Annotated in this window: 16 protein-coding genes, 2 tRNA genes and 1 pseudogene; 12 read left to right on the top strand and 7 right to left on the bottom strand. The window is 65.5% G+C overall.

Annotation, left to right across the window (positions count from 1 at the left end):
- Positions 1-19 precede the first annotated feature (19 nt).
- Positions 20-1,420 carry a glycosyltransferase 87 family protein gene (locus CXQ90_RS03020; protein WP_104136799.1) on the top strand — a complete coding sequence of 467 codons (1,401 nt, stop codon included), beginning with the start codon at positions 20-22 and terminating at the stop codon, positions 1,418-1,420.
- Positions 1,417-2,208 carry an SDR family oxidoreductase gene (locus CXQ90_RS03015; RefSeq protein ID WP_104136798.1) on the top strand — a complete coding sequence of 264 codons (792 nt, stop codon included), beginning with the start codon at positions 1,417-1,419 and terminating at the stop codon, positions 2,206-2,208. Before CXQ90_RS03020 ends, CXQ90_RS03015 begins: the two co-directional genes overlap by 4 nt.
- Positions 2,209-2,262: 54 nt before the next feature.
- On the opposite strand, the gene CXQ90_RS03010 is transcribed toward CXQ90_RS03015, so the two are convergent.
- The 4 genes from CXQ90_RS03010 to CXQ90_RS02995 are packed head-to-tail and all read right to left on the bottom strand — an operon-like array spanning position 2,263 to position 6,970.
- A complete protein-coding gene (locus tag CXQ90_RS03010; protein ID WP_104136796.1) occupies positions 2,263-3,483 on the bottom strand; it encodes an acyl-CoA dehydrogenase family protein in 1,221 nt (406 codons plus the stop codon).
- A 9-nt stretch (positions 3,484-3,492) separates the two neighbouring features.
- The gene (locus tag CXQ90_RS03005) at positions 3,493-5,022 is read right to left on the bottom strand and encodes an APC family permease (protein ID WP_104136794.1); all 1,530 of its coding nucleotides are present in this window, start codon (positions 5,020-5,022) and stop codon (positions 3,493-3,495) included.
- A complete protein-coding gene (locus CXQ90_RS03000; RefSeq protein WP_104136793.1) occupies positions 5,019-6,230 on the bottom strand; it encodes a glutathionylspermidine synthase family protein in 1,212 nt (403 codons plus the stop codon). Before CXQ90_RS03000 ends, CXQ90_RS03005 begins: the two co-directional genes overlap by 4 nt.
- The gene (locus CXQ90_RS02995; RefSeq protein WP_104136791.1) at positions 6,230-6,970 is read right to left on the bottom strand and encodes a Tat pathway signal protein; all 741 of its coding nucleotides are present in this window, start codon (positions 6,968-6,970) and stop codon (positions 6,230-6,232) included. The genes CXQ90_RS03000 and CXQ90_RS02995 overlap by 1 nt, the downstream gene beginning before the upstream one ends.
- Positions 6,971-7,166: 196 nt before the next feature.
- On the opposite strand from CXQ90_RS02995, the gene CXQ90_RS02990 reads away from it, so the two are divergent.
- The 5 genes from CXQ90_RS02990 to CXQ90_RS02970 all read left to right on the top strand — a co-directional run bounded on the left by CXQ90_RS02990 (position 7,167) and on the right by CXQ90_RS02970 (position 11,780).
- A complete protein-coding gene (locus tag CXQ90_RS02990; protein WP_104136789.1) occupies positions 7,167-7,820 on the top strand; it encodes an MOSC domain-containing protein in 654 nt (217 codons plus the stop codon).
- 540 nt (positions 7,821-8,360) lie between these two features.
- Positions 8,361-10,568: a DEAD/DEAH box helicase gene (locus CXQ90_RS02985; RefSeq protein ID WP_104136788.1), complete on the top strand. Its 2,208-nt coding sequence runs from the start codon at positions 8,361-8,363 to the stop codon at positions 10,566-10,568.
- Positions 10,569-10,859: 291 nt separating this feature from the next.
- Positions 10,860-10,931 (top strand) — tRNA-Thr (locus CXQ90_RS02980).
- Between the two features lie 61 nt (positions 10,932-10,992).
- A tRNA-Met gene (locus CXQ90_RS02975) sits at positions 10,993-11,069 on the top strand.
- A 222-nt stretch (positions 11,070-11,291) separates the two neighbouring features.
- On the top strand, positions 11,292-11,780 hold the full coding sequence (locus CXQ90_RS02970; protein WP_104136786.1) for a hypothetical protein: 489 nt from the start codon (positions 11,292-11,294) through the stop codon (positions 11,778-11,780).
- Positions 11,781-12,253: 473 nt separating this feature from the next.
- Here CXQ90_RS02970 and CXQ90_RS02965 read toward each other — a convergent pair whose 3' ends face one another.
- From CXQ90_RS02965 to CXQ90_RS22010, 3 genes are all read right to left on the bottom strand, one after another.
- Positions 12,254-12,670: a hypothetical protein gene (locus CXQ90_RS02965; protein WP_104136785.1), complete on the bottom strand. Its 417-nt coding sequence runs from the start codon at positions 12,668-12,670 to the stop codon at positions 12,254-12,256.
- Positions 12,671-12,707: 37 nt separating this feature from the next.
- Complete coding sequence (locus CXQ90_RS02960; RefSeq protein ID WP_368783883.1) at positions 12,708-13,265, bottom strand: recombinase family protein; 558 nt, start codon at positions 13,263-13,265, stop codon at positions 12,708-12,710.
- A gap of 376 nt (positions 13,266-13,641) precedes the next feature.
- Positions 13,642-13,971 (bottom strand): hypothetical protein, encoded by a 330-nt coding sequence (locus tag CXQ90_RS22010; protein WP_146068839.1) that lies wholly within the window; start codon positions 13,969-13,971, stop codon positions 13,642-13,644.
- 586 nt (positions 13,972-14,557) lie between these two features.
- Here CXQ90_RS22010 and CXQ90_RS02950 point away from each other — a divergent pair.
- The 5 genes and pseudogenes from CXQ90_RS02950 (at position 14,558) to CXQ90_RS02930 (ending at position 19,303) form a co-directional block, all read left to right on the top strand.
- Positions 14,558-14,986 carry a tyrosine-type recombinase/integrase gene (locus CXQ90_RS02950; protein ID WP_104136780.1) on the top strand — a complete coding sequence of 143 codons (429 nt, stop codon included), beginning with the start codon at positions 14,558-14,560 and terminating at the stop codon, positions 14,984-14,986.
- Between the two features lie 121 nt (positions 14,987-15,107).
- Positions 15,108-15,284, top strand: a pseudogene (locus tag CXQ90_RS22785) (IS21 family transposase); the annotation flags it as partial.
- A gap of 176 nt (positions 15,285-15,460) precedes the next feature.
- Positions 15,461-16,375, top strand: coding sequence for an ABC transporter ATP-binding protein (locus CXQ90_RS02940; protein WP_181038395.1), 915 nt, complete (start codon positions 15,461-15,463; stop codon positions 16,373-16,375).
- Positions 16,375-17,994, top strand: coding sequence for an ABC transporter permease (locus CXQ90_RS02935; protein WP_104136779.1), 1,620 nt, complete (start codon positions 16,375-16,377; stop codon positions 17,992-17,994). Before CXQ90_RS02940 ends, CXQ90_RS02935 begins: the two co-directional genes overlap by 1 nt.
- 118 nt (positions 17,995-18,112) lie before the next feature.
- Positions 18,113-19,303, top strand: a complete 1,191-nt coding sequence (locus CXQ90_RS02930) for a glycosyltransferase (protein WP_258064331.1) — start codon at positions 18,113-18,115, stop codon at positions 19,301-19,303.
- Positions 19,304-19,400: the final 97 nt, after the last annotated feature.

The raw sequence follows: 19,400 nt of genomic DNA, 5'->3' as shown, positions 1-19,400 counted from the left end.
CGCATCTGGGGGACACTGAATGGCACTGCTTGATGCCCAAGCAAAAGACACGGCCCAATCAAAAGAGGCCCAGACTCAGGACGGCACATCCGCCGGCGCCCGGGAAACCTCACCGGCAGGCGCCGCGGGGCTACTGCGCAGGCCCTGGGCGGCAACGGTCTCAGCCGAACTCATCACGCTCCTGGTTGTGGCAGCCGCAGCCGTTTTCATCTCCTCGCGGCTGGACGCGTGGGGCGAGAAGGGCCTGGACTTCAGCGTCTACTGGCACGGCGGCAAGGTCGTCAACGACGCTGGCCAGTCCCCGTCGGAGCTCTACCGGCTGACCCTCGCCTGGGCCGGCGGCCCGGAGCTGCCCTTCACCTACCCGCCGTTCGCTGCCCTGCTCTTCGGCTTCCTCGCCCGTCTGCCCCAGGCAACGGCCCTGCTGCTGTTCAACGCCGCGGGAGTGGCCGTGGCCGCCTGGGTGGCTGCGCGCGGAGTGCGCCACTGGAACGCGAAGGCGAGCTGGCGCGGCACCTTCGCCCCGACCGCCGGGCGTTCGCTGCGGAACCGGATAGGCGCGGTGGTGCTGCTGCTGGCCATCCTGAATCTCGGCCCGTGGCGGGAGACGCTGGCTTTCGGCCAGATCAACATCCTGCTCCTGGGCCTGATGGCGGCTGACCTCCTGGCCGGCAACCCGAAGTGGCGCCACGGACTTCCGGGCAGCGGCTTCCTGGTGGGCGTCGCTGCCGGGATCAAGCTGACGCCGCTGGTCTTCGGCCTGTACTTCCTGATGCGCAAGGACTGGCGCGGGCTGCTGAACATGGCCGCCGGCTTCGCGTCCACGGTGCTGCTCGGCTGGCTCCTGCGCCCGGCCGAGTCCCTGCAGTTCTGGCTCCAGATCCTGCCCGACACCTCCCGGATCGGCGGCGCCGGCTACGTGGACAACCTGTCCATCAAAGGCGCGCTGCTGCACTTCGGCGTGCCCGAGGCCGGAGTCACCGTCCCCTGGCTGGCCCTGAGCCTGCTGGTTGTGGGCCTGGGCGCGGCCGTCATCAAGACCGCGAGCGAGCAAGGCGGCAGGGTGGTGGCCATTTCCGCCACCGCACTCACCATGCTCCTGATCAGCCCGGTCTCCTGGTCCCACCACTGGGTCTGGATGGCCGCGGTGCTTCCGGCCTTCGCCTGGACCCTGCGCGAGACGCCCCGCCGCCACCGGATGATGCGGTGGGTCATGGGAGGGATCCTGGGCGCATCCACTGTAGTGTTCCTCTTCTCGCCCAAAACCATCGGCACACTGTTCGGAGCCGAGAACCTCGACGTCCAGACGCCCGGGCTGTGGATCATGGCCTCCAGCGCCGGCGTGTTCTGCGCGGTCGCGATCATGGCCTGCTGGCTCGTGGTGCTGCGTCGTGATTCGCTGACGGAGCTGCCGTCATGAGCCTGGAACCCCAGCGCGCGGAGCCGCAGCCGGCCGAGCCCCAGCGCAAAACCGTCCTGCTGACCGGTGCCGGCCGCCTTGCCGGCATCGGCGCCGGAATCGCCCGCCAGCTCGCGGCCGACGGCTGGGACCTGGTCCTGACGTACTGGCCGGACTATGACTCGCGAATGCCATGGGGAACCCAGTCCGACGACGTCGGACGGCTCACCGCGGAGCTGGAGGCCATCGGCGCCAAGGTGATCTCCCTGCCTGCGGATTTTCAGGATCCGGAGGCCGTGGACCGGCTGATGGCGAGCGTGGCGGAACAGGCCGGCACCCTCCACGGCATGGTGCTCAGCCACGCGGAGTCCGTCGACTCGGGCATCCTGGACACCACGCTGGAAAGCTTCGAGCGCCACTTCGCTGTCAACACCCGCGCCAGCTGGCAGCTGATCGGTGCTTTCGCGCGCCAGGCAGCGGGCGACGGCGGCGCGATAGTGGCGCTGACCAGCGACCACACAGCGTTCAACCTTCCCTACGGAGCCTCCAAAGGTGCGCTGGACCGGATCCTGATCGCGGCCGCCCGTGAACTTGGCCCGCTGGGGATCTCCGCCAACGTGCTGAACCCCGGCCCGGTGGACACCGGCTGGATGAACCAGGAGATCCGCGAAGAGCTGACCCGGCGCCAGCCCGGAGGCCGGCTGGGCACGCCGGCCGACGTGGCGGGGACTGTGGCCTTCCTGCTTTCCCCAGCCGGGCGCTGGGTCTCGGGCCAGCTGATCAAGGCCGACGGCGGTTTCTCCGCCTGAGTGCCTGGCCGCGGCCGTTTCCGCGGCCGTTTGCCGGGCGCCCGGCCCGACGGGTCACCGGAACGCGGGCAGCCCCGTGATGTGCTGGCCAAGGATCAGCGTATGGACCTCGTCCGTCCCCTCGTAAGTCCGCACCGACTCCAGGTTCGCGGCGTGCCGCAGCGGCGAGAAGTCCAGGGTGATGCCGTTTCCGCCCAGGATGGTCCGGGCCTCGCGGGCCACCTTGATGGCCTCGCGGACGTTGTTGAGCTTGGCCAGCGAGATCTGTTCGGGCCGCAACCTGCCGGCATCCTTGAGCCGGCCCAGGTGCAGCGCCAGCATGGTGCCCTTCTGGATCTCCAGCAGCATGTTCACCAGCTTCTCCTGCGTGAGCTGGTAGCCCGCCAGCGACCGGCCGAACTGCTGCCGTTCCGCCGAATAGTTCAGCGCCGCCTCGTAGGAGTCGCGGGCTGCGCCCATGGCTCCCCACGCGATGCCGTACCGGGCCTCATTGAGGCAGGAGAGCGGCCCGCTCAGTCCGCGCGCGCCGGGCAGCAGCGCCGCCGGTCCCAGCCGGACGCCGTCGAACGTCACGTCGCACTGGACGGAGGCGCGCATCGACAGTTTCTGCCCGATGGGCGCGGCGCTGACACCGGCGGTGCCGGCCGGCACGAGGAAACCGCGGATGCCGTCGTCGGTCCTGGCCCAGACCACCATGACGTCGGCAATGGAGGCGAGCCCGATCCAGCGCTTGGTCCCGTTCAGGATCCAGCCGGCATCCGCGCCCGTGCCGTCCTGCCGGGCGAACGTGGCCATCGACGACGGATCCGAGCCGGCCGTCGGCTCCGTGAGCGCGAAGCAGCCGATCACCTCGCCTGCAGCCATGCGGGGGAGCCACTCCTCCTTCTGGTCCTCCGAACCCCATCGGTGGATCGCGGTCATGGCCAGCGATCCCTGGACGGAGACGAACGTGCGGATGCCTGAATCGCCGGCCTCCAGCTCCATGGCTGCCAGCCCGTATTCGACCGCGGAACGGCCCGGGCAGCCGTAGCCCTCCAGATGCATGCCCAGCACTCCGAGCTCGCCGAGCTGCGCGGGAAGGTGCAGCGGGAAGACACCATGGTCGTACCACTCGGCGATGTCGGGGCGGATCTGCTGGTCCGTGAAGTCGCGGATCCGCTGCCGGAGGATCAGCTCATCCGGGGTCAGCAGTGAATCGAGGGCCAGGACGTCGGAGGGGTCGGGGAGTCCGAACTCGGCCGTGGCTGCCGCTGGGTCAACATCGTCGTTGCTCATGGCAGCATCCTACGGGGCCGTGCGCTCCTGACTGCGGGGGACCTGCTGCCTGCCAAGAAAATAATCCCGCGTGGACGGCAGGAACCGGCACGCTACTGCCAGCACCACGCCCAGCCCCAGGAGCACCACGCCGCTGACAAAGGCCCCGCCGACGCCGAAGATCTGCGTGTCCCCGTAGGCCGGGTCCCACATCTGCGCCGCGGAGACAAAGAATGCCGCGGCGAGGATCAGGGCGCCGAGCAGCGGCAGGATTCCGCGGAACCACAGGTTGCGGGCGGACTCGCGGAGTGTGCCGCGGAAGTACCAGACGCATGCGAAGCCGGTGAGCGCGTAGTAGAACGCGATGAAGAGGCTGATGGAGCTGATCGAATCGGACAGCAGGTTCTCGCTCAGGAAGCTCATGGCCACGTAGTACGCGATCGCCGCGCCGCCCATCACCTGCGTGGAAAAACCGGGCGTCTGGTTGCGCTCGTGGACTTCGCCGAACTTCGGCGGCAGGGCGCCATGGACGCCCATGGACAGCGTGCCTCGCGCGGTGGGCAGGATGGTGGTCTGGGTGGAGGAGAGCACGGAGGCCAGGACCGCGACGATGATCAGCCAGCCCCACGGCCCCAGCACCACGTCCTTCATGGCCAGGAAGACGTCGGCCTGGTTCTCGCTGTTGCCCAGCCCGATTCCCTCCGTGCCCACCGTGGCGTACATCATCACCAGGAGGGCCACGGAGACGTAGATGGCCACCAGGACGAAGGCCGAGATCACGGCGCCGCGGCCCGGAGTGGTGGCCGGGTTTTCGGTTTCCTCGTTCACCGCCAGGCAGGTGTCCCATCCCCAGTAGATGAACAGTGCCAGGAGGACGCCGTGCACCACCGCGCCGGGATCGGCAAAGGCTCCGGCGGGATTGAACCACTCGAAGTCGAAGGCCTGGCCCTCCGGAGCCCCGCCGGCGATCCTGAAAATGATCGCGACGGCGAAGATGCCCAGCGAGATGTACTGGATGTAGGTCAGGACGCGCTGGACATGTTCGCCCAGCCGGATCCCGCGGTAATTGACCAGCGTCATGAAGAGGATGAACACCACGCCCGTGGCGGTGACCACGAGCTTGTTCTCCGCGATGGAGCCGTCGCCGATGAGCAGCCACAGGTACTGCCCGGCCACCTGCGCGAGGTTGGCCAGGACCACGATGCCGGCCAGCGCCACGCCCCAGCCGCCCAGCCAGCCGGCCCAGGGGCCGAAGGCGCGCCGCGCCCAGATGAAGGTGGTGCCGCAGTCCGGCATGGCGCTGTTGAGCTCGCGGAACGCGTACGCGATGAACAGCACCGGTATGAAGCCCAGGAGCAGGATCAGGGGTGTGTAGTTCCCGTTGACGGCGACGATCAGCCCCAGCGTCGCGGCGAGCGAGTAGACCGGAGCGGTGGAGGCCAGGCCCAGCATGACGGAGTCGCCCAGGTCGAGGATCCCGGCGTGCAGTCCCTTGGAAGGGACGGCGCCGCGGGAGCGGCCCCCGGCGCCGCCTCCCGCCGTCGTGGTTCCTGTGCTCATAGTGCGATACCTGCCTTGCTGGAGTGGGCCTGGACGCTGAGGGGCGCCGGCGCGTCAATGGTGTTCGGCACGAAGCGGCAGAAGTAATCGGTGATGGGGCCGTCAGATTCGCGGATCCCGCAGCCCACCGATTCGCCGTCCACCACCCACAGGCCGAGGACCGGATGGTTGCCGTCGAAGTCCGGGAGGGAGTGGAACTGCTGGTAGCACCAGCCTTCTCGCCCGTACCCGCCGGGCTGTTCCATGCTGATGCCCTCGGCGTGGATCCTGATGTTGTCGCCTTCGCGGCCGTGCAGGGGCTTGGCCACCCATTCCTTCAGCGGGCCTGGTTCATTGAGGTAGGCCGGGAGTAGGTTGGGGTGGTTCGGGTATAGGTGCCAGAGCGCGGCCAGGAGTGCCTTGTTGGAGAGCAGCATTTTCCACGCCGGCTCCACCCAGCGCGGATTGTGCGCGCGCTGGAGCAGCCGGTGGCCGAACGGCTCCTTCATCATCAGCTCCCACGGGTACAGCTTGAAGATGGTGCTGATCATGAAGTTGTCCAGGTCCACGAAGCGGTTGAGGTTAGGGTCCCAGCCGATGTCGGACATGTTGATGCCGATGGTGGTCCAGCCGGCCTGGCTGGCCACGTCCCGCATGTAAGCCGCCGTCATCCAGTCCTCCCCGGACTCCTCGGCTTCCGAGTGCGCGATGTGCAGCGTGCTCATGCCCGTGCGGTACTGCAGCTTCTTCCACTGGCGGATCAGCGCCTCGTGGATGCCGTTCCACTGGTCCTTCTCCGGAAAGACGTCCTGCAGCCAGAACCACTGGGCCACGGCGGCCTCAATCAGCCCGGTGGGAGTGTCCGCGTTGTATTCGAGCATCTTGGCGGCGCCGCCTTGGCCGTCGTAGATGAAATCGAAGCGGCCGTAGATGTCCATGTCCCCGGCCTGCAGCGATTCGGCCGCCAGCTCCAGGGCCTGCGGTCCGATGCCGATGGGCCCCATGGCGCCGGTCGCCAGGAACTTCGCCGAATCGAGGCACATCACGTGCATTTCCTCGGCGGTCTGTTCGAGGGCCTCCACCTCGTCCATGGTGAACTCGTAGTAGGCCGCTTCGTTCCAGTACTCGATCTTCCGGCCGCCGGGCAGCGTGGTTGTGGAGAAGACGAGTCCCTGCTCTTCGATTTTCTGTTTCCAGTCCGGCCGGGGCTCCGATATTAAGCGCTTCACTAGCCCCCCGTGCTCCCGCCCTTGGAGCTGCTGCCGAAGCCGCCCCTGCTAACCGTGCCGCCCTTGGTGCTGTACCCCGTGGACGTCTTGGCACCCTGCGGCACCGTTTTGGTGAAGGTCGGATAGGCCGACCGGTTCTGCCCCACAGCCGGGACGCTGGCGCCGCGGGCGTAGAAGTACCACGCGTAGAGGCCGCCGCCGCGGCCGGCGGTGCTGTTGCACTGGGTGTCCTCGACCCGCTCGCCGGTCTCGTCGTTGAAGCAGACCTGGGCGTAGTCGGCTTCCTGCTCGTTGCTCGCCACGATCGCGGTGATGGTGCCGGCCAGCAAAGCTGTCACACCGAGGCCGACGACGACGGTGCGCCGCTGCGACCGCTTCTTCCTCGCCGCCGCCGAGGCCAGTTCGCGCTCGCGCTCGCGGGCGAAGGGATCGATGATGGGGCTCGGCTGCGGGAAGTCCTGGCCCTGCTGGCCTTGGTCCTGCTGGCCCTTGTCCCGCTGGTCTTTGCCCCGCTGGTTTTTGCCCCGCTGGTCTTTGGCCCGCTGGCGGGGGTCCTGCGGGCCCTTGTCCTGCTGCCGGGGGTCTTGCGGGCCCTTGTCCTGCGGGCCCGGATGCAGCAGCTCAGGATGGAGCTCCGGCTTAGGCACCTGCCAGGGCGGCGGCTTGGCAGGCCCGGTGCCGGGCGCGTTCTCGCCCGCACCCCCACCGTTGTCCTTCTGCGGGTCCTTCTCCGGGTCCATGGTTCCCCTTGCTGTTCCATGCTGTTGAGCGCCTGCGCTCATGGGCCAGTGAAATCCTGCAGCAAGCCTAGTAGCTGCATGGTCCTGCGGCGAACAAAAATGCGGGCAGGACTCCCCATGGGCAGGACTCCTCGTCGGCAAGACCCTTATCGGCAGGACACGGGCACCGCGACCGCCGAGAACCTAGACTGTTGCCATGGATACCGCCACTCTGCTTGCCGTCTGCCGGGTACACCAGCTCCTTCCCGATGAAGGGGGCGTTGGCGTCACGGCCATTGACAAGCGTCCCGTGGACGGGCCGGTAAGGGTGCACAAGCTTGGCCTGCACGGCGACGTCCAGGCCAGCCGCATCCACCACGGCGGCGAGGACCAGGCGCTGTATGCATATTCCCAGGCCGACGCCGATTACTGGATCGGCGAGCTGCAGCGCGAACTGCCGCCCGGAATCTTCGGCGAAAACCTGCGGGTAGCCGGCATCGAGACCACGGGCGCGGTGATCGGCGAACGCTGGAAGATCGGCCTGGACGTCGAAGTTGAGGTCACCTCACCGCGTGTGCCGTGTTCGGCATTCCAGCGACGCATGGGGGAGACCCGGTGGGTCAAGCGCTTCACCGAGGCAGGGCGCGTGGGCACGTACCTCCGTGTGATCCGGACCGGCTCCATCCAAGCCGGCGACCACATCCACCGGCTTTTCGTTCCCAGCCACGGGGTGACAATCGGCCGGTGGTTTAGCCAGCCCGACGTCGAAGCCATGGAGGCCCTCCGTGACGCCGACGCGGACGGCGAAATCCGCCTCCAGCCCGAGTTCCACGACGAGTTCGAGAAGATGCTCCGCCGGGTGGGCAGCTAGCCCGTTCCGTCCAGCCTCGGGCATTTTTGCACCACTTTCTGCTGCCTGAGTGCACCCTGCCCGCGAAGTGGCATGGGCGCTGAATCCATCGGCGCCGGAAAGCGGTGCAAATCTGCGGCGATTCCGCTGAAGGTAGCCGGAAAAACCGCTCTGGCCGCAGCCTGTGTGCGCAAGCTCACCGCCGCGTGGGGCCTCTCGGTTACCCAGGCGCCGATCTATGCCCTACACTTGAAATATCCCCCACTCCGGAAATCCCTTATTCCTGCCCAATTTTTGAGGCAGGACTGGCAAGTGTTGGGGCCCGCACAAGCGATGCGGGCATTTTCATAGGGAGAGCCGGCTAAAGAAAACGCTGTACAGACTGCTGGGATAGCAGCCAAGAGATGCAGCGGGAAGTCCTGCCACGGGATTGCGAAAGCGCCGGGCTTCTACGTGACCGGCCGGTCAATGTTTGCCCGGCGTCCAAACGGCACATGTACTGCGGCTCCGCTCACCTCGGGTTGTGCCGCCTGGCCCCCTATGGATGAGGAAAACTCCCCTATGCCCGAAAATCACAACGACGCCATCGACACCGAAACGGCAACTGCCGAAACCGCGAACGTCGAATTCACTGAGGCCGTTGCACCCGCAGCAGAGCCCGCCCCCGCCGAAGCCCCCAAGGCAGAGGAAGCCCCTAAGGCTGAGGAAGCACCCAAGACCGAGGCCCCTAAGGCTGAGGAAGCCCCCAAGGCTGACCGCAGCAGCGGCGCAGAAGACACCGAAGAAGAAGGCGTGAAGTTCGCCGATCTCGGCATCGACGGCCGCGTCCTCGCCGCCCTGCAGGACGTCGGCTACGAAAAGCCTTCCCCCATCCAGGCAGCAACCATCCCGCTGCTGCTCGAAGGCCGCGACGTCGTGGGCCTCGCCCAGACCGGCACCGGTAAGACTGCAGCATTCGCAGTACCGGCACTGTCCCGCCTGGCCGAGCTCCACGACCTCAACGGCCCGTCCCGCAAGACTCAGGCGCTGGTCCTGGCTCCGACCCGCGAGCTTGCGCTCCAGGTTGCCGAGGCCTTCACCTCCTACGCCAAGCACATCGATGACTTCACCGTCCTCCCCGTCTACGGCGGCTCCGCCTACGGCCCGCAGCTCGCCGGGCTCCGCCGCGGCGCCCAGGTTGTTGTCGGTACCCCCGGCCGCGTGATCGACCACATCTCCAAGGGTTCCCTGGACCTGTCAGAACTCCAGTACCTGGTGCTGGACGAGGCGGACGAGATGCTGCGCATGGGCTTCGCCGAAGACGTGGAGCAGATCTTCCAGCAGACCCCGTCTGACCGCCAGGTTGCGCTGTTCTCCGCCACCATGCCGAGCCAGATCCGCCGGATGTCCAAGCAGTACCTGAACAACCCGGCCGAGATCTCGGTGAAGTCCAAGACCACCACCGGCGCCAACACGCGCCAGCGGTACCTGCAGGTCATGGGCCCGCACAAGCTCGACGCCCTGACCCGCATCCTTGAGGTTGAAGAGTTCGACGGCGTCATCGCCTTCGTGCGCACCAAGATGGCTACCGAGGACCTCGCCGACAAGCTGAAGGCCCGCGGCTTCCAGGCTGCCGCCATCAACGGCGACATCCCGCAGCAGCAGCGCGAACGCACGGTCGACGCGCTGAAGGAAGGCCGCATCGACATCCTCGTGGCCACCGACGTCGCGGCCCGCGGCCTTGACGTTGAGCGCATCAGCCACGTGGTCAACTACGACATCCCGCACGACACCGAGTCCTACGTCCACCGCATCGGCCGCACCGGCCGTGCAGGCCGTTCCGGTGACGCCATCCTGTTCATGACGCCGCGGGAGAAGTACCTGCTGCGTTCCATCGAGAAGGCCACCCGCCAGCCGGTGGAGCAGATGCACCTGCCCACGGCCGAGTCCGTGAACACGCTGCGCCTGGGCAAGTTCGCCGAGCGCATCACCGAGACCCTCGCATCAGAAGATGTTGCCCCGTTCCGCGACCTCATCTCCTCCTACGAGGAAGAGCACAACGTTCCGGCGTCGGAGATCGCTGCCGCGCTTGCCGTCATGGCACAGGGCGGACAGCCGCTCCTGGTCAAGGAATTGCCGGCAGCTCCTGAATACCAGAAGCGCGAGCGCGCCAAGGACGGCTTCGGCTCACGCGGCCCGACCCGCACGCTCACCGAGGGCAACGCCACCTACCGGATCGCCGTCGGACGCCGCCAGCGCGTTATGCCGGGCTCCATCGTGGGCGCCATTGCCAACGAAGGCGGCATCTCCTCGGCCCAGATCGGCGGCATCGACATCCGGTCGGACCACTCCCTCGTGGAACTCCCGGCGGACCTCAGCCCCGAGCAGCTGCGCGCCCTGTCCCGCACCCGGATCGGCGGCGAGCTGATCCACCTCGAGCTGGACAACGGCCGCAAGCCCTCCGGCGGCGGCGGTGAGCGTGGCGGTTACCAGGGCAGCCGTGGCGGCGACCGCGGCGGTTACTCCGGCGGCGGAGACCGTGGCGGCAACTTCAAGGGCAACGGCGGGTTCAAGAAGGAATTCCGCAAGAACGACGGCGAGCGTTCCTCCGCTGACCGCGGCGGCCGCTCCTACAGCGACCGTTCGGAGCGCAGCGTTGGTGCTGACAGCGGCGCCACCCGCGGCCAGGCCAGTGACTCCCGCTTCGGCGGTCACGGTGACGGCTCACGCAAACCCCGCCACGGCAACGAAGGCGGACAGCGCGACTTCAACCGCAAGGGCAAGTGGTAACCACCGGCCCGGGGGAGTAGCTTCCTGGCGGTAGTTTGAAATAACGGACATGGACCGGCTTTCGAGCCGGTCCATGTCTGTTTAATCACTAAACGGGGATGTCCTGTTCTGATGGCCACCGATGCCCGCGCGGCGTACCTAGGGAGGACCCTTCTGCGGCCTTCCGGCCCGCCAAATAGGGCATTTCCGAGGCCATACAAATCGTTCCGGCGCAACTGTTTCGGCGGCTCCCTGAGCGCCCTTTCGCCGATTTGTTGAGTAGGAACTCTTCCGGTAGAGTATTTACTCGTTGCCCCCCTAGCTCAGTGGTAGAGCGCGTTCTTGGTAAGAACGAGGTCACCGGATCGATTCCGGTGGGGGGCTCTGAATGAGGGCCTGTGTCAAGGCGGTCTTGACCGGCTTGACACAGGTTTTTCTCATTCGTGGCGGTGTAGCTCAGTTGGTTAGAGCGCACGACTCATAATCGTGAGGTCGGGAGATCGAGCCTCCCCACCGCTACCAAATAAGACCCCCGGATCTCTTGAGATTCCGGGGGTTTTTCGTTACTCGAAAAAAGATGCTTGACAGCTAGGGATTCTCCTGCATTCCCTCCAAATCGTAGCCATTCCCTGAGTAGTGGCTACAAAATGGCTACGCCCCAGCAAGGGGCGGCCGGGTGGCTCCTGCTGCGTCAACCGTCTCGTTAGGAGCCCCTGCAGAGATCGCAAGCGAGACAATAGCCTGATGAGCGTACGAGAACGGCTGAACAAGTTCGATCTTCGGATTGATTCCACCGGTGACTTCGACTTCCTGGTCGACGGTCAGTTCCTCCGGGAGATTGTTTTCGACGGCGAGGACATTGACGAACGGGAGGTTACGCGCCTGCGTCGCTGGGGTCTCTCTTCACGAATCGCACAGCAGGAAGTGCGTCGGCTCAAAGGGGAGCTTCCCGGACAGTTCTTCCCGCAGCGGGTGTGGCTCTACTTTTGCCCTGAGTGTTTTGATGAAGGATGCGGTGGAGTCAGCGTGAGGATTCAGGTTGGAGCCGATCGAGTGGTGTGGAGCGATTTTCGCCACGATGCGCCTGCCACTGAAGGCGCGCTGGAGGAATTCTGTGACGAGGACGTGATCACCACTGTGGGAACGCTGGTGTTCGATCGCGGGGAGTATGACGCCGCATTGGATCGTACGGCTAAACAACTGCGCCGTAGCTTGTTCGACCGTCGTAAATGAGCCCTACGCTGTGGAGCCGGCTAACCGGCGCTCTCCGTCAGCAGTAACGAAGCTAGGAAGTTCCACAGCATGCACGACAGGGAACCACTCCCAGCGCATCTTCGTAGAAACCGACCTAGCGGGATTAGGGCTCGGCGGAACCCGATTCCCTGAGAGCGAGTACGACACGGAGGTTGACCGCGCATTGTCCTGGCTGATGAAAGGACTGTCCCTACTGAAGTGGCAACACAAGTGGCGCTCCTCATTGAGCGGAACTGGGAAGTTCCCGTAGCGGATGTGAAGGTAGAAAACCTCGCGCACAAGCTTGCTCTGTACTGTCAGCAGTCACGCTAGGAGCCCCCGCAGGGGCTCCCGGAGGTGGAAGGGTCGTTGCACTCCTGATAGCCCCTCAAAGGGATCCCCAAGCCCCAGTGAGGGAGATTCAAACCACATGCTGCGGTTGACACTGGCTAAGCCGTGAGCGACGCGCACAACTATGGGTCGGGCACAACGTAGCTGTGCCGACCGAGGCGCCAATCGAGGCCGTCTACCTTGATTCTCAGAACTGAATTCGTTCCCCGGCGAAACAGCCGTCGCCGCTTTTCGATCTCGCCTTCCCCTTGAAGGTAGGCACGCATGACGAGGCAGAGCCTTCGGAGCTCTGCCGCCTTCTCCTCCTCCATGTCGTCGTAGTCGAAGATGTTCGCCTGGACGTTAAGCTCGGGAATGAAGGCGTCCGCCCACTCATACTTGGCTCGGATGACTGCGGTGCGGCCCTCGACGAGATTGCTGCTCACTTCAACACCGTGCAGACCAGGATCGTCGCTGTAGCCGAAGTCCGTCACCGCGAAGTTCTCGTCGAAAACTTCCGCGACGACTCGGTGGAGCATTGCCCTGATATCGATGGTCATGAGGAACAGTCTCTCGGTGAGGAGTGTTGCTTCGGAATCATTTCGCCAAGTACCGATAGAGCGTGGCGACGGAGACGCCCACCGCGTCAGCGATTTCCTTAGGGCTCATGACCCTCGCAGCGTGCAGCTGCTTAGCTCGCGCAACCTTCGGACTATCCAGCAGCTGGGGGCGTCCGCCTACGCGGCCGCGTGCACGCGCCGCCGTAAGGCCGACGTGAGTACGTTCGCGGATGAGGTCGCGCTCATACTCGGCAAGGGCCCCGAAGATACCGAGCATCAGCTTCGCTTGGACCTTGTTTCCGTCCGTGCTGAGCATGGGGTTATCCAGTACGCGAACCCCGATTCCCTGGTCCCCGAGTTCTTGGAACAGCTGGACGAGATTTCCGAGGGACCGCCCCAAGCGGTCCAGCTTGGCGACGACCAACGTGTCGCCTTCACGCAGCGACGCTAGGCACTTATCGAAGCCGGGACGGTTGGCCTTGGAACCGGTCACGCCGTGATCCTGGAACAGGTGCCGTGAATCATCCTTCACTCCGGCAGCGATCAGCGCGTCCCTCTGTCCGTCCGTGTTCTGATCCGCGGTGCTCACACGCATATAGCCAACCAGCGCCATTATCCTGCCCCATTCTCAATTACTCAATCAAATTCGGTGTTATGAGAATTAGATTATGCGAAGGGTTATGAGAGTGCAACTTCCCTTAATCCGCGGCAGATCAGCCGGCAACGGCTGGCCGTCATTCTCATACTCAACAAACGATCGTTTTTCAGAATCTGACTGTAGTGTGGGCGACTACGCCCGCCACCCGAGGAGACCGATGGCCACGTCGTTTCTGTCCCTGGGAATCCTGTTGGCCCTCTGTGCCATGGCCATCCTCGGCGTTGGCCTTCGACCACTCGCGTGCGAGAAAAAGTACCTGTCTCGCGGCAGTACTCACTCGATTCCTACATAGCTCCCTCGGTGTGAGGGGACGCTACGCGGCCTCGCCGTGCATCTGCTTGAAATGGTTCAGGGCAACCAGGGCGGCTGCGATAAGGTCGGCGGCGCGTGCCGCGTCAACCTGGGCATTAGTGCCATGCGCTACTTTGTTGCGCTCGGCTCGCAAGTCCAATAGTGATTCCAGGATGAACGGGGGCAGCGGCGGCACGCCAAGAGCAGGGGCAACGGCTGTTAGGACAAGCAGGCGTTGCTCATACCCCAAGTTTGGAAGTTTCCTGTCCCAACCTTCCACAAGCTCCGCCGTCACTAACTGCTTTAAGTAGATGTCTACGGCGGAATCAGCGTCGAGTATGCAACGCTTCATGTCCCCCTCCCCGTAGGCTCCGAAGGCCGATAGCAACAGCCCTTGGGCAGGTGTGTCCATCTGACTCGGTGCCCACACGACAGTGAATGCAACGCTCAGTGGCTCACCCTTTGATTCATGCGCTCCTTCCACCGCCCTCCCTGTCCCGCCAAGAACTACGGGCATCAGAGTGATAGCGGGCGGCAAGTGCTGGCCTCCCACAGTCTGTGTGACGTGTGCGAAGACAGTCACTCCGGGACCTGGGTGATTGCCGTTTTGGACGGTGTGTAGCACTTTGTAGATGAGCGCCCCGTCAGGAATGCCGTAGTTACCCAGTTCTAGTGACAGGGGCCTATCTCTGGCTGCCGACGCAAGGAACATCGTCGTGAACCCACCCGCCATAGCTACCGGGTGCCAAAGGTCGGACCGGTCACTGATCGGCCCGACTAACCGTGCCCAGTAATCAAATGGTGCGCCACAACGTGGGCACGGCCCAGTAACTCGTTGCCCCGCATAGGAGAGGTAGGTGTCGTCCACCTCTATCTGTGCCGACCCGCAATTGGTGCAACTCGTATCGCCTCCGCGTGTGAGAAGCATGTAGCTATCCATGGCAACAACAGTAGGGGTGGGGGAGGGCGCACCCGCCAATAGCTTGGTCTTTATGTCGCCGTCAGGTGCGGAACTGAGGGCGACCAACTTTGCCCGCCGCGTATTCCACCCGGCAGTGGAGCGATGCCAAGCGCTTGATCCAGGCTTTCCCTCCATAGTCTTTCGTGACTTGCGGCGTACCGCCGTCACGCTGGCGGTCAGTGCTGGAGCCAACGTAAAGATGGTCCAGCAGATAGCGGGCCACGGCTCCGCAGCGATCACGCTGGACGTTTACGCGCAACTGTTCGCCCATGATGGGCGTCGTCGGCGCGGGCCGTTGATGCCTGCTGAATGCCCCTGCGGTGGCCACATGAGTGGCTACGGAAAAACCGGGTGGCTACAAAATGGCTACGAAAAGCCTAGATATCCCTGTGATCTAGGGGAGTAACCTCATGTCTCATAATCGTGAGGTCGGGAGATCGAGCCTCCCCACCGCTACAGAATAAGCCCCCGGAATCCTCGAGATTCCGGGGGTTTTTTCGTCTCCGTCGATTTGGACGCGGGGTGCATGCATTCGGATCCTGGGCGGGGCACCGACCTACGTGCTGACGGGCAACGAGAAAACCATCACCACGGCCCATGTTGCCGGGGTCCCGGTGCGGAACCAGCAGGCCCTGGACTTCGCCCGGCACTACGCAATCACCGTGCTGACCTGCCAGCCCGCGGACCCTGCCACCAAAGGCGGCGCGTCGCGCGCACCCGTCCGGGCCGGAGGGGTGCGCTGGCCTTCCCCGTCCGTGTGGGTGCTTGTATGCTGTGGATCGGAGAGCCGGGAAGCCTGGTCGGCCCGTGGGCAATGCCTGCGGCACGCCCCGGCGACCGCCTCGGGTGTTCGCGCGATGACCTGAGGAGCGAACGGCTCATGAACGCAACAACACAACCCATCATCGAGACCCTAGGCCTGGTTAAGGATTTCGGCAGGACACGGGCCTTGGACGGCCTGCACCTGAGCGTCGCCGCCGGTGAAATCCACGGTTTTCTGGGCCCCAACGGTGCCGGAAAATCCACGACGCTGAAGATTCTCCTGGGGCTCATCCGCCCGACGGCCGGTACTGTCCGGGTCTTCGGTGTGGATCCATGGGCCGACCCTGTCAGCACGCATCGGGACATCGCCTATGTTCCCGGTGATGTGAGTCTGTGGCCGAACCTTTCCGGCGGGGAAGTGATAGATCTGCTCACCGGCCTGCGCGGCGGCGCCGACGCGGATCTGCGCCGTGAGCTCATCGAGGAGTTTGAGTTCGACCCGCGGAAGAAGGCGCGGACCTACTCGAAAGGCAACCGGCAGAAGGTCGCCCTGATCGCTGCGTTTGCCCGCCCCGCCCGGCTGTATCTGCTGGATGAGCCGAGCGCCGGTTTGGACCCGGTGATGGATGCCGTGTTTCGCCGTCAAATTGAACGTGTCGGCAGGGACGGGGCGACGGTCCTGCTGTGCAGCCACATTCTGAGCGAGGTTGAACAGCTCTGCGACCGGGTGACCATCATCCGTTCCGGCACCGCGGTCGAGACGGGGACCTTGGGCGAACTCCGGCACCTGAAACGCACGCATTTCCGGGTCACCGGGCTGGCCGATCCGGCGCGCTTGGCGGCGCTGCCGGGCACGCACGGGATCAGCATTGACGGCGCCAATGCCGAGTTCGACGCCGATGCCGCCGATCTCGGTGCTGTCCTGGCCGGCATCGGCGAGCCAGGGATCAGCGGACTCACAGTCGCACCGCCTTCACTGGAGTCCTTGTTCCTGCGACACTACAGCGACCGCAGCGACAGCGGGGTCCAGTGATGCCTGGCGTGGTGCAGCTGGCATTGTTTCAGGCACGCCGGGACCGTGTGACGCTGCCGGTCTGGATCCTCGGCATCGCCCTGCTCGGCTTTGCGACCTCCAACGCCGTAGTCACCCAATTCGGTGACGAGCCCTCGCAGGCAGCGATCCTGACCCTGGCAGCATCGAACCCGGCCTTTCTTTTCCTCCGCGGCCTGCCCGACGGCACGGGAGTCGGGGCGGTCGTGTTCTTCCAGGGCTATGCGTTCACGGCGGTCCTGGCAGGACTGATGAGCACTTTCCTGGTGGTGCGGCACACCCGCACCGATGAAGAGCTCGGACGGGCCGAACTCCTCGGCTCGGTCCCGCTCCCGCGGGCAGCGTCGCTGGCGGCGACCCTTCTGCTGGGCGCGGCCGCGAACCTCCTCCTGGCCGTCTTCGTTACTGCCGGTTACGTTGCGGCCGGGCTGCCGGTTCCTGGCGCAGCGGGGGCCGGTGCCGCCGTCGGTGCTGTCGGTGTGTTCTTTGTGGGCGTTGCCGCGGTCGTTGCCCAGGTCCTGCCCTCGGGCAGGAGCGCGAATGGTGCGGCTGCCGGCCTGGTCGGGGCGGCTTATCTGATCCGGGGTGTCGGGGACGCCCTGGGGACCCCGGCGGGGGACCTGCTGCACGTGAGCAGCGCGTGGCCGTCGCTGCTGTCGCCCATCGGCTGGGGCCAGCGGTCGCGGCCGTTTACCAGCCTGGATCTGCTCCCGGTGCTGGCACTTCTCGCAGTCGCGCTGATCCTGGGAGCAGCTGCCGTGCTGATCCGGCAACGGCGGGATGTGGGCGCCAGCCTTTTGCCCCAGCGCGACGGCAGGGAGCGCGCCGGAGTCGGGGGCACATCTTTCGTGGGCCTGGCCTGGCGGCTGCAACGCTCCACCCTGGCCGGATGGTGCGTCGGCGCCGCGGCCCTGGGTGCCGTGGCCGGCGCCCTTGGCCCCCTGGTTAGCGAGACCGTGTCCAGTGTCGCGCCGTTGAAGGACCTGATTTCCCGGCTCGTGCCGGGCGGCCAGGCCGGGTTGATCGATGTGTTCATCACTGCCCTGCTGGGCGTGGCAGGGGTGTTCGCGGCGGCTGCAGGCATTCAGGCGGTGCTGCGGATGCGCGCGGAAGAGGCCGAGGGTAGGGCCGAGCTCCTTCTGGCCGCGCCGGTAACCCGGGCCCGGTGGCTCGGCGCGAACGTGTTCATCGCTGCTGTCTCCGCGGTCGTTGTCTCCGGAACGGCCGGCACTGCTGCCGCCATCGGCCTGGGACTCTCGGGCACCGCCAACGGACCCGCCGGGTCCGTGGTGCCGGCCGCGCTGGCGCATGTTCCCGCCGCCCTGGTGTTCCTGGCGGCGGCGTCCGTGGTCTTCGCCGCCGCACCGCGGCTCAGTGTCCCGCTCGGGTGGGGGATGCTTGCCGCCGGACTTGTCCTGGGTGAATTCGGGGAACTGTTCGGCCTTCCGGTGTGGTTGCAGGATCTGAGCCCGTTCCGGCACTCCTCGGCCATGCCCGTGGAATCCTTCGACCAGGCCGGGGCGCTGGGTTTGGCTGTGGTTGCGGCCGCCCTGGCAGGCCTGGCTGCCTACTGCATCCAGCGGCGGGATCTCACCGCATGAAATTCATCGTCTATGTAACTTCCCGCTTCCGGATCACAGAGGGCCGGCTGGTGCTCCGGACCCGGACCGCCCCGGAATGGACGGCATCAAGGGAAACAATGGAAGGAGGCACCGCAAAATGAAGATCTTGCTGCTGACCGCGGGGACGCGCGGTGACGTCGAGCCTTTTGTTGCTCTGGCACGATCTGTCGGGGCCAAAGGACATCAGGTGCGGCTGGGCGTGCCGGACCATTCCGGGGTGGATATGGCGGGCCTTGATGCCGTCAGTCTGCACATGGATTTCGCGCAGCTCATCAGCGACCAGGGCGTTTCTCCCAGGAACATGGCCACAACGTTCCGAAGGGTGATTCGACCGGCGGTGGGCCGGCTGCTGTCCGCCGCCGTCGAGCACATCATTTCCTTCGCTCCCGATGTGGTGGTCTATCACCCAAAGGTTCTCAGTGCGCCGATCGCCGCCGACAGGGTCGGCATCCCGTCGGCCATTGCGGAGACCGTTCCCTCCCTGACCAGGACCCGGGAGTTTCCCGCACCGTACATCACCTCGGTCAACCTGGGACCTTTGAACCGTGCCACCTATCAGGCGGCACGCCTCGCCACGCTCATGTTCCGCCGCGAGCTGGAGGCAGCCCTGAAGATACTTCCGGCGGGGCCGAAGCGGCGGGCAGGAACACAGGTATCAATGGTCCCGGTGAGTCCCCAGCTGCTGCCTCGGCCACGGGACTGGCCCACTACCGTCCATCTCACCGGCTACTGGGCCGGGAAACCCGTGACGGCCGATGCGGATGCGGAGCTGGAGGACTTCATTCACAGCGGGAACTTTGTCTACGCGGGCTTCGGCTCCATGAAGGCCGGTGACGCCAGAGGGCGCGGCGAAATAATCATCAACGCAGCCCGCCGAAGCGGCCTGAAGGTTCTGGTCACGACCGGGTGGGGCGGTCTGGACATTTCCGGGACGACCAGCGACGACGTTCTGATCAGGGACTCAGTGGCCCACGACCATGTCCTGCCTCGGGCAACGGCGGCAATTCACCACGGCGGGGCAGGCACGGTCCACGCAGTCGCCCGGGCGGGCATCCCCTCCATCGTGGTGCCCTTCATCGGTGACCAGCCCTTCTGGGGAAATGTGCTTCACCGCCGCGGCCTTGCACCGGAACCGATCCCGTACCGGAAGCTCACCGTGGACCGGCTCACGGATGCCCTCGGCCAGACGGAGAACTGCCGCGATGATGCTATGCGGGCAGGAGAGCTCATACGGAAGGAGGACGGCGCCGCCGCCGCGGCTGAGGTCCTGGAGAACCTGGCCGGCTGACCATGAGGGCCGCCCTCGGCGCAGCATGGGCTGTTGTGGGGAAGAGTCTTACCGAGGATCTGCGGGAAGGGGTCGTGCGTTGCTGGCGGCTCCTGCC

This window comes from Arthrobacter sp. ZGTC131 (assembly GCF_002929275.1).
Lineage (GTDB): Bacteria > Actinomycetota > Actinomycetes > Actinomycetales > Micrococcaceae > Arthrobacter.
The sequence above is the reverse complement of the archived record's forward strand: the minus strand, read 5'-3'. Positions and strand labels throughout refer to the sequence as shown.

Excerpts from the sequence above, each read along its gene's own strand:
- CXQ90_RS02930 (WP_258064331.1), top strand. The coding sequence starts at position 18,113 with ATGAAGATCTTGCTGCTGACCGCGGGGACGCGCGGTGACGTCGAGCCT.
- CXQ90_RS02965 (WP_104136785.1), bottom strand. The coding sequence starts at position 12,670 with ATGACCATCGATATCAGGGCAATGCTCCACCGAGTCGTCGCGGAAGTT.
- CXQ90_RS03020 (WP_104136799.1), top strand. The coding sequence starts at position 20 with ATGGCACTGCTTGATGCCCAAGCAAAAGACACGGCCCAATCAAAAGAG.
- CXQ90_RS02960 (WP_368783883.1), bottom strand. The coding sequence starts at position 13,265 with ATGCGTGTGAGCACCGCGGATCAGAACACGGACGGACAGAGGGACGCG.
- CXQ90_RS03015 (WP_104136798.1), top strand. The coding sequence starts at position 1,417 with ATGAGCCTGGAACCCCAGCGCGCGGAGCCGCAGCCGGCCGAGCCCCAG.
- CXQ90_RS02995 (WP_104136791.1), bottom strand. The coding sequence starts at position 6,970 with ATGGACCCGGAGAAGGACCCGCAGAAGGACAACGGTGGGGGTGCGGGC.
- CXQ90_RS22010 (WP_146068839.1), bottom strand. The coding sequence starts at position 13,971 with ATGAAGCGTTGCATACTCGACGCTGATTCCGCCGTAGACATCTACTTA.
- CXQ90_RS03010 (WP_104136796.1), bottom strand. The coding sequence starts at position 3,483 with ATGAGCAACGACGATGTTGACCCAGCGGCAGCCACGGCCGAGTTCGGA.
- CXQ90_RS03005 (WP_104136794.1), bottom strand. The coding sequence starts at position 5,022 with ATGAGCACAGGAACCACGACGGCGGGAGGCGGCGCCGGGGGCCGCTCC.
- CXQ90_RS02950 (WP_104136780.1), top strand. The coding sequence starts at position 14,558 with ATGGCAACAACAGTAGGGGTGGGGGAGGGCGCACCCGCCAATAGCTTG.
- CXQ90_RS02985 (WP_104136788.1), top strand. The coding sequence starts at position 8,361 with ATGCCCGAAAATCACAACGACGCCATCGACACCGAAACGGCAACTGCC.
- CXQ90_RS02935 (WP_104136779.1), top strand. The coding sequence starts at position 16,375 with ATGCCTGGCGTGGTGCAGCTGGCATTGTTTCAGGCACGCCGGGACCGT.
- CXQ90_RS02940 (WP_181038395.1), top strand. The coding sequence starts at position 15,461 with ATGAACGCAACAACACAACCCATCATCGAGACCCTAGGCCTGGTTAAG.
- CXQ90_RS02990 (WP_104136789.1), top strand. The coding sequence starts at position 7,167 with ATGGATACCGCCACTCTGCTTGCCGTCTGCCGGGTACACCAGCTCCTT.
- CXQ90_RS02970 (WP_104136786.1), top strand. The coding sequence starts at position 11,292 with ATGAGCGTACGAGAACGGCTGAACAAGTTCGATCTTCGGATTGATTCC.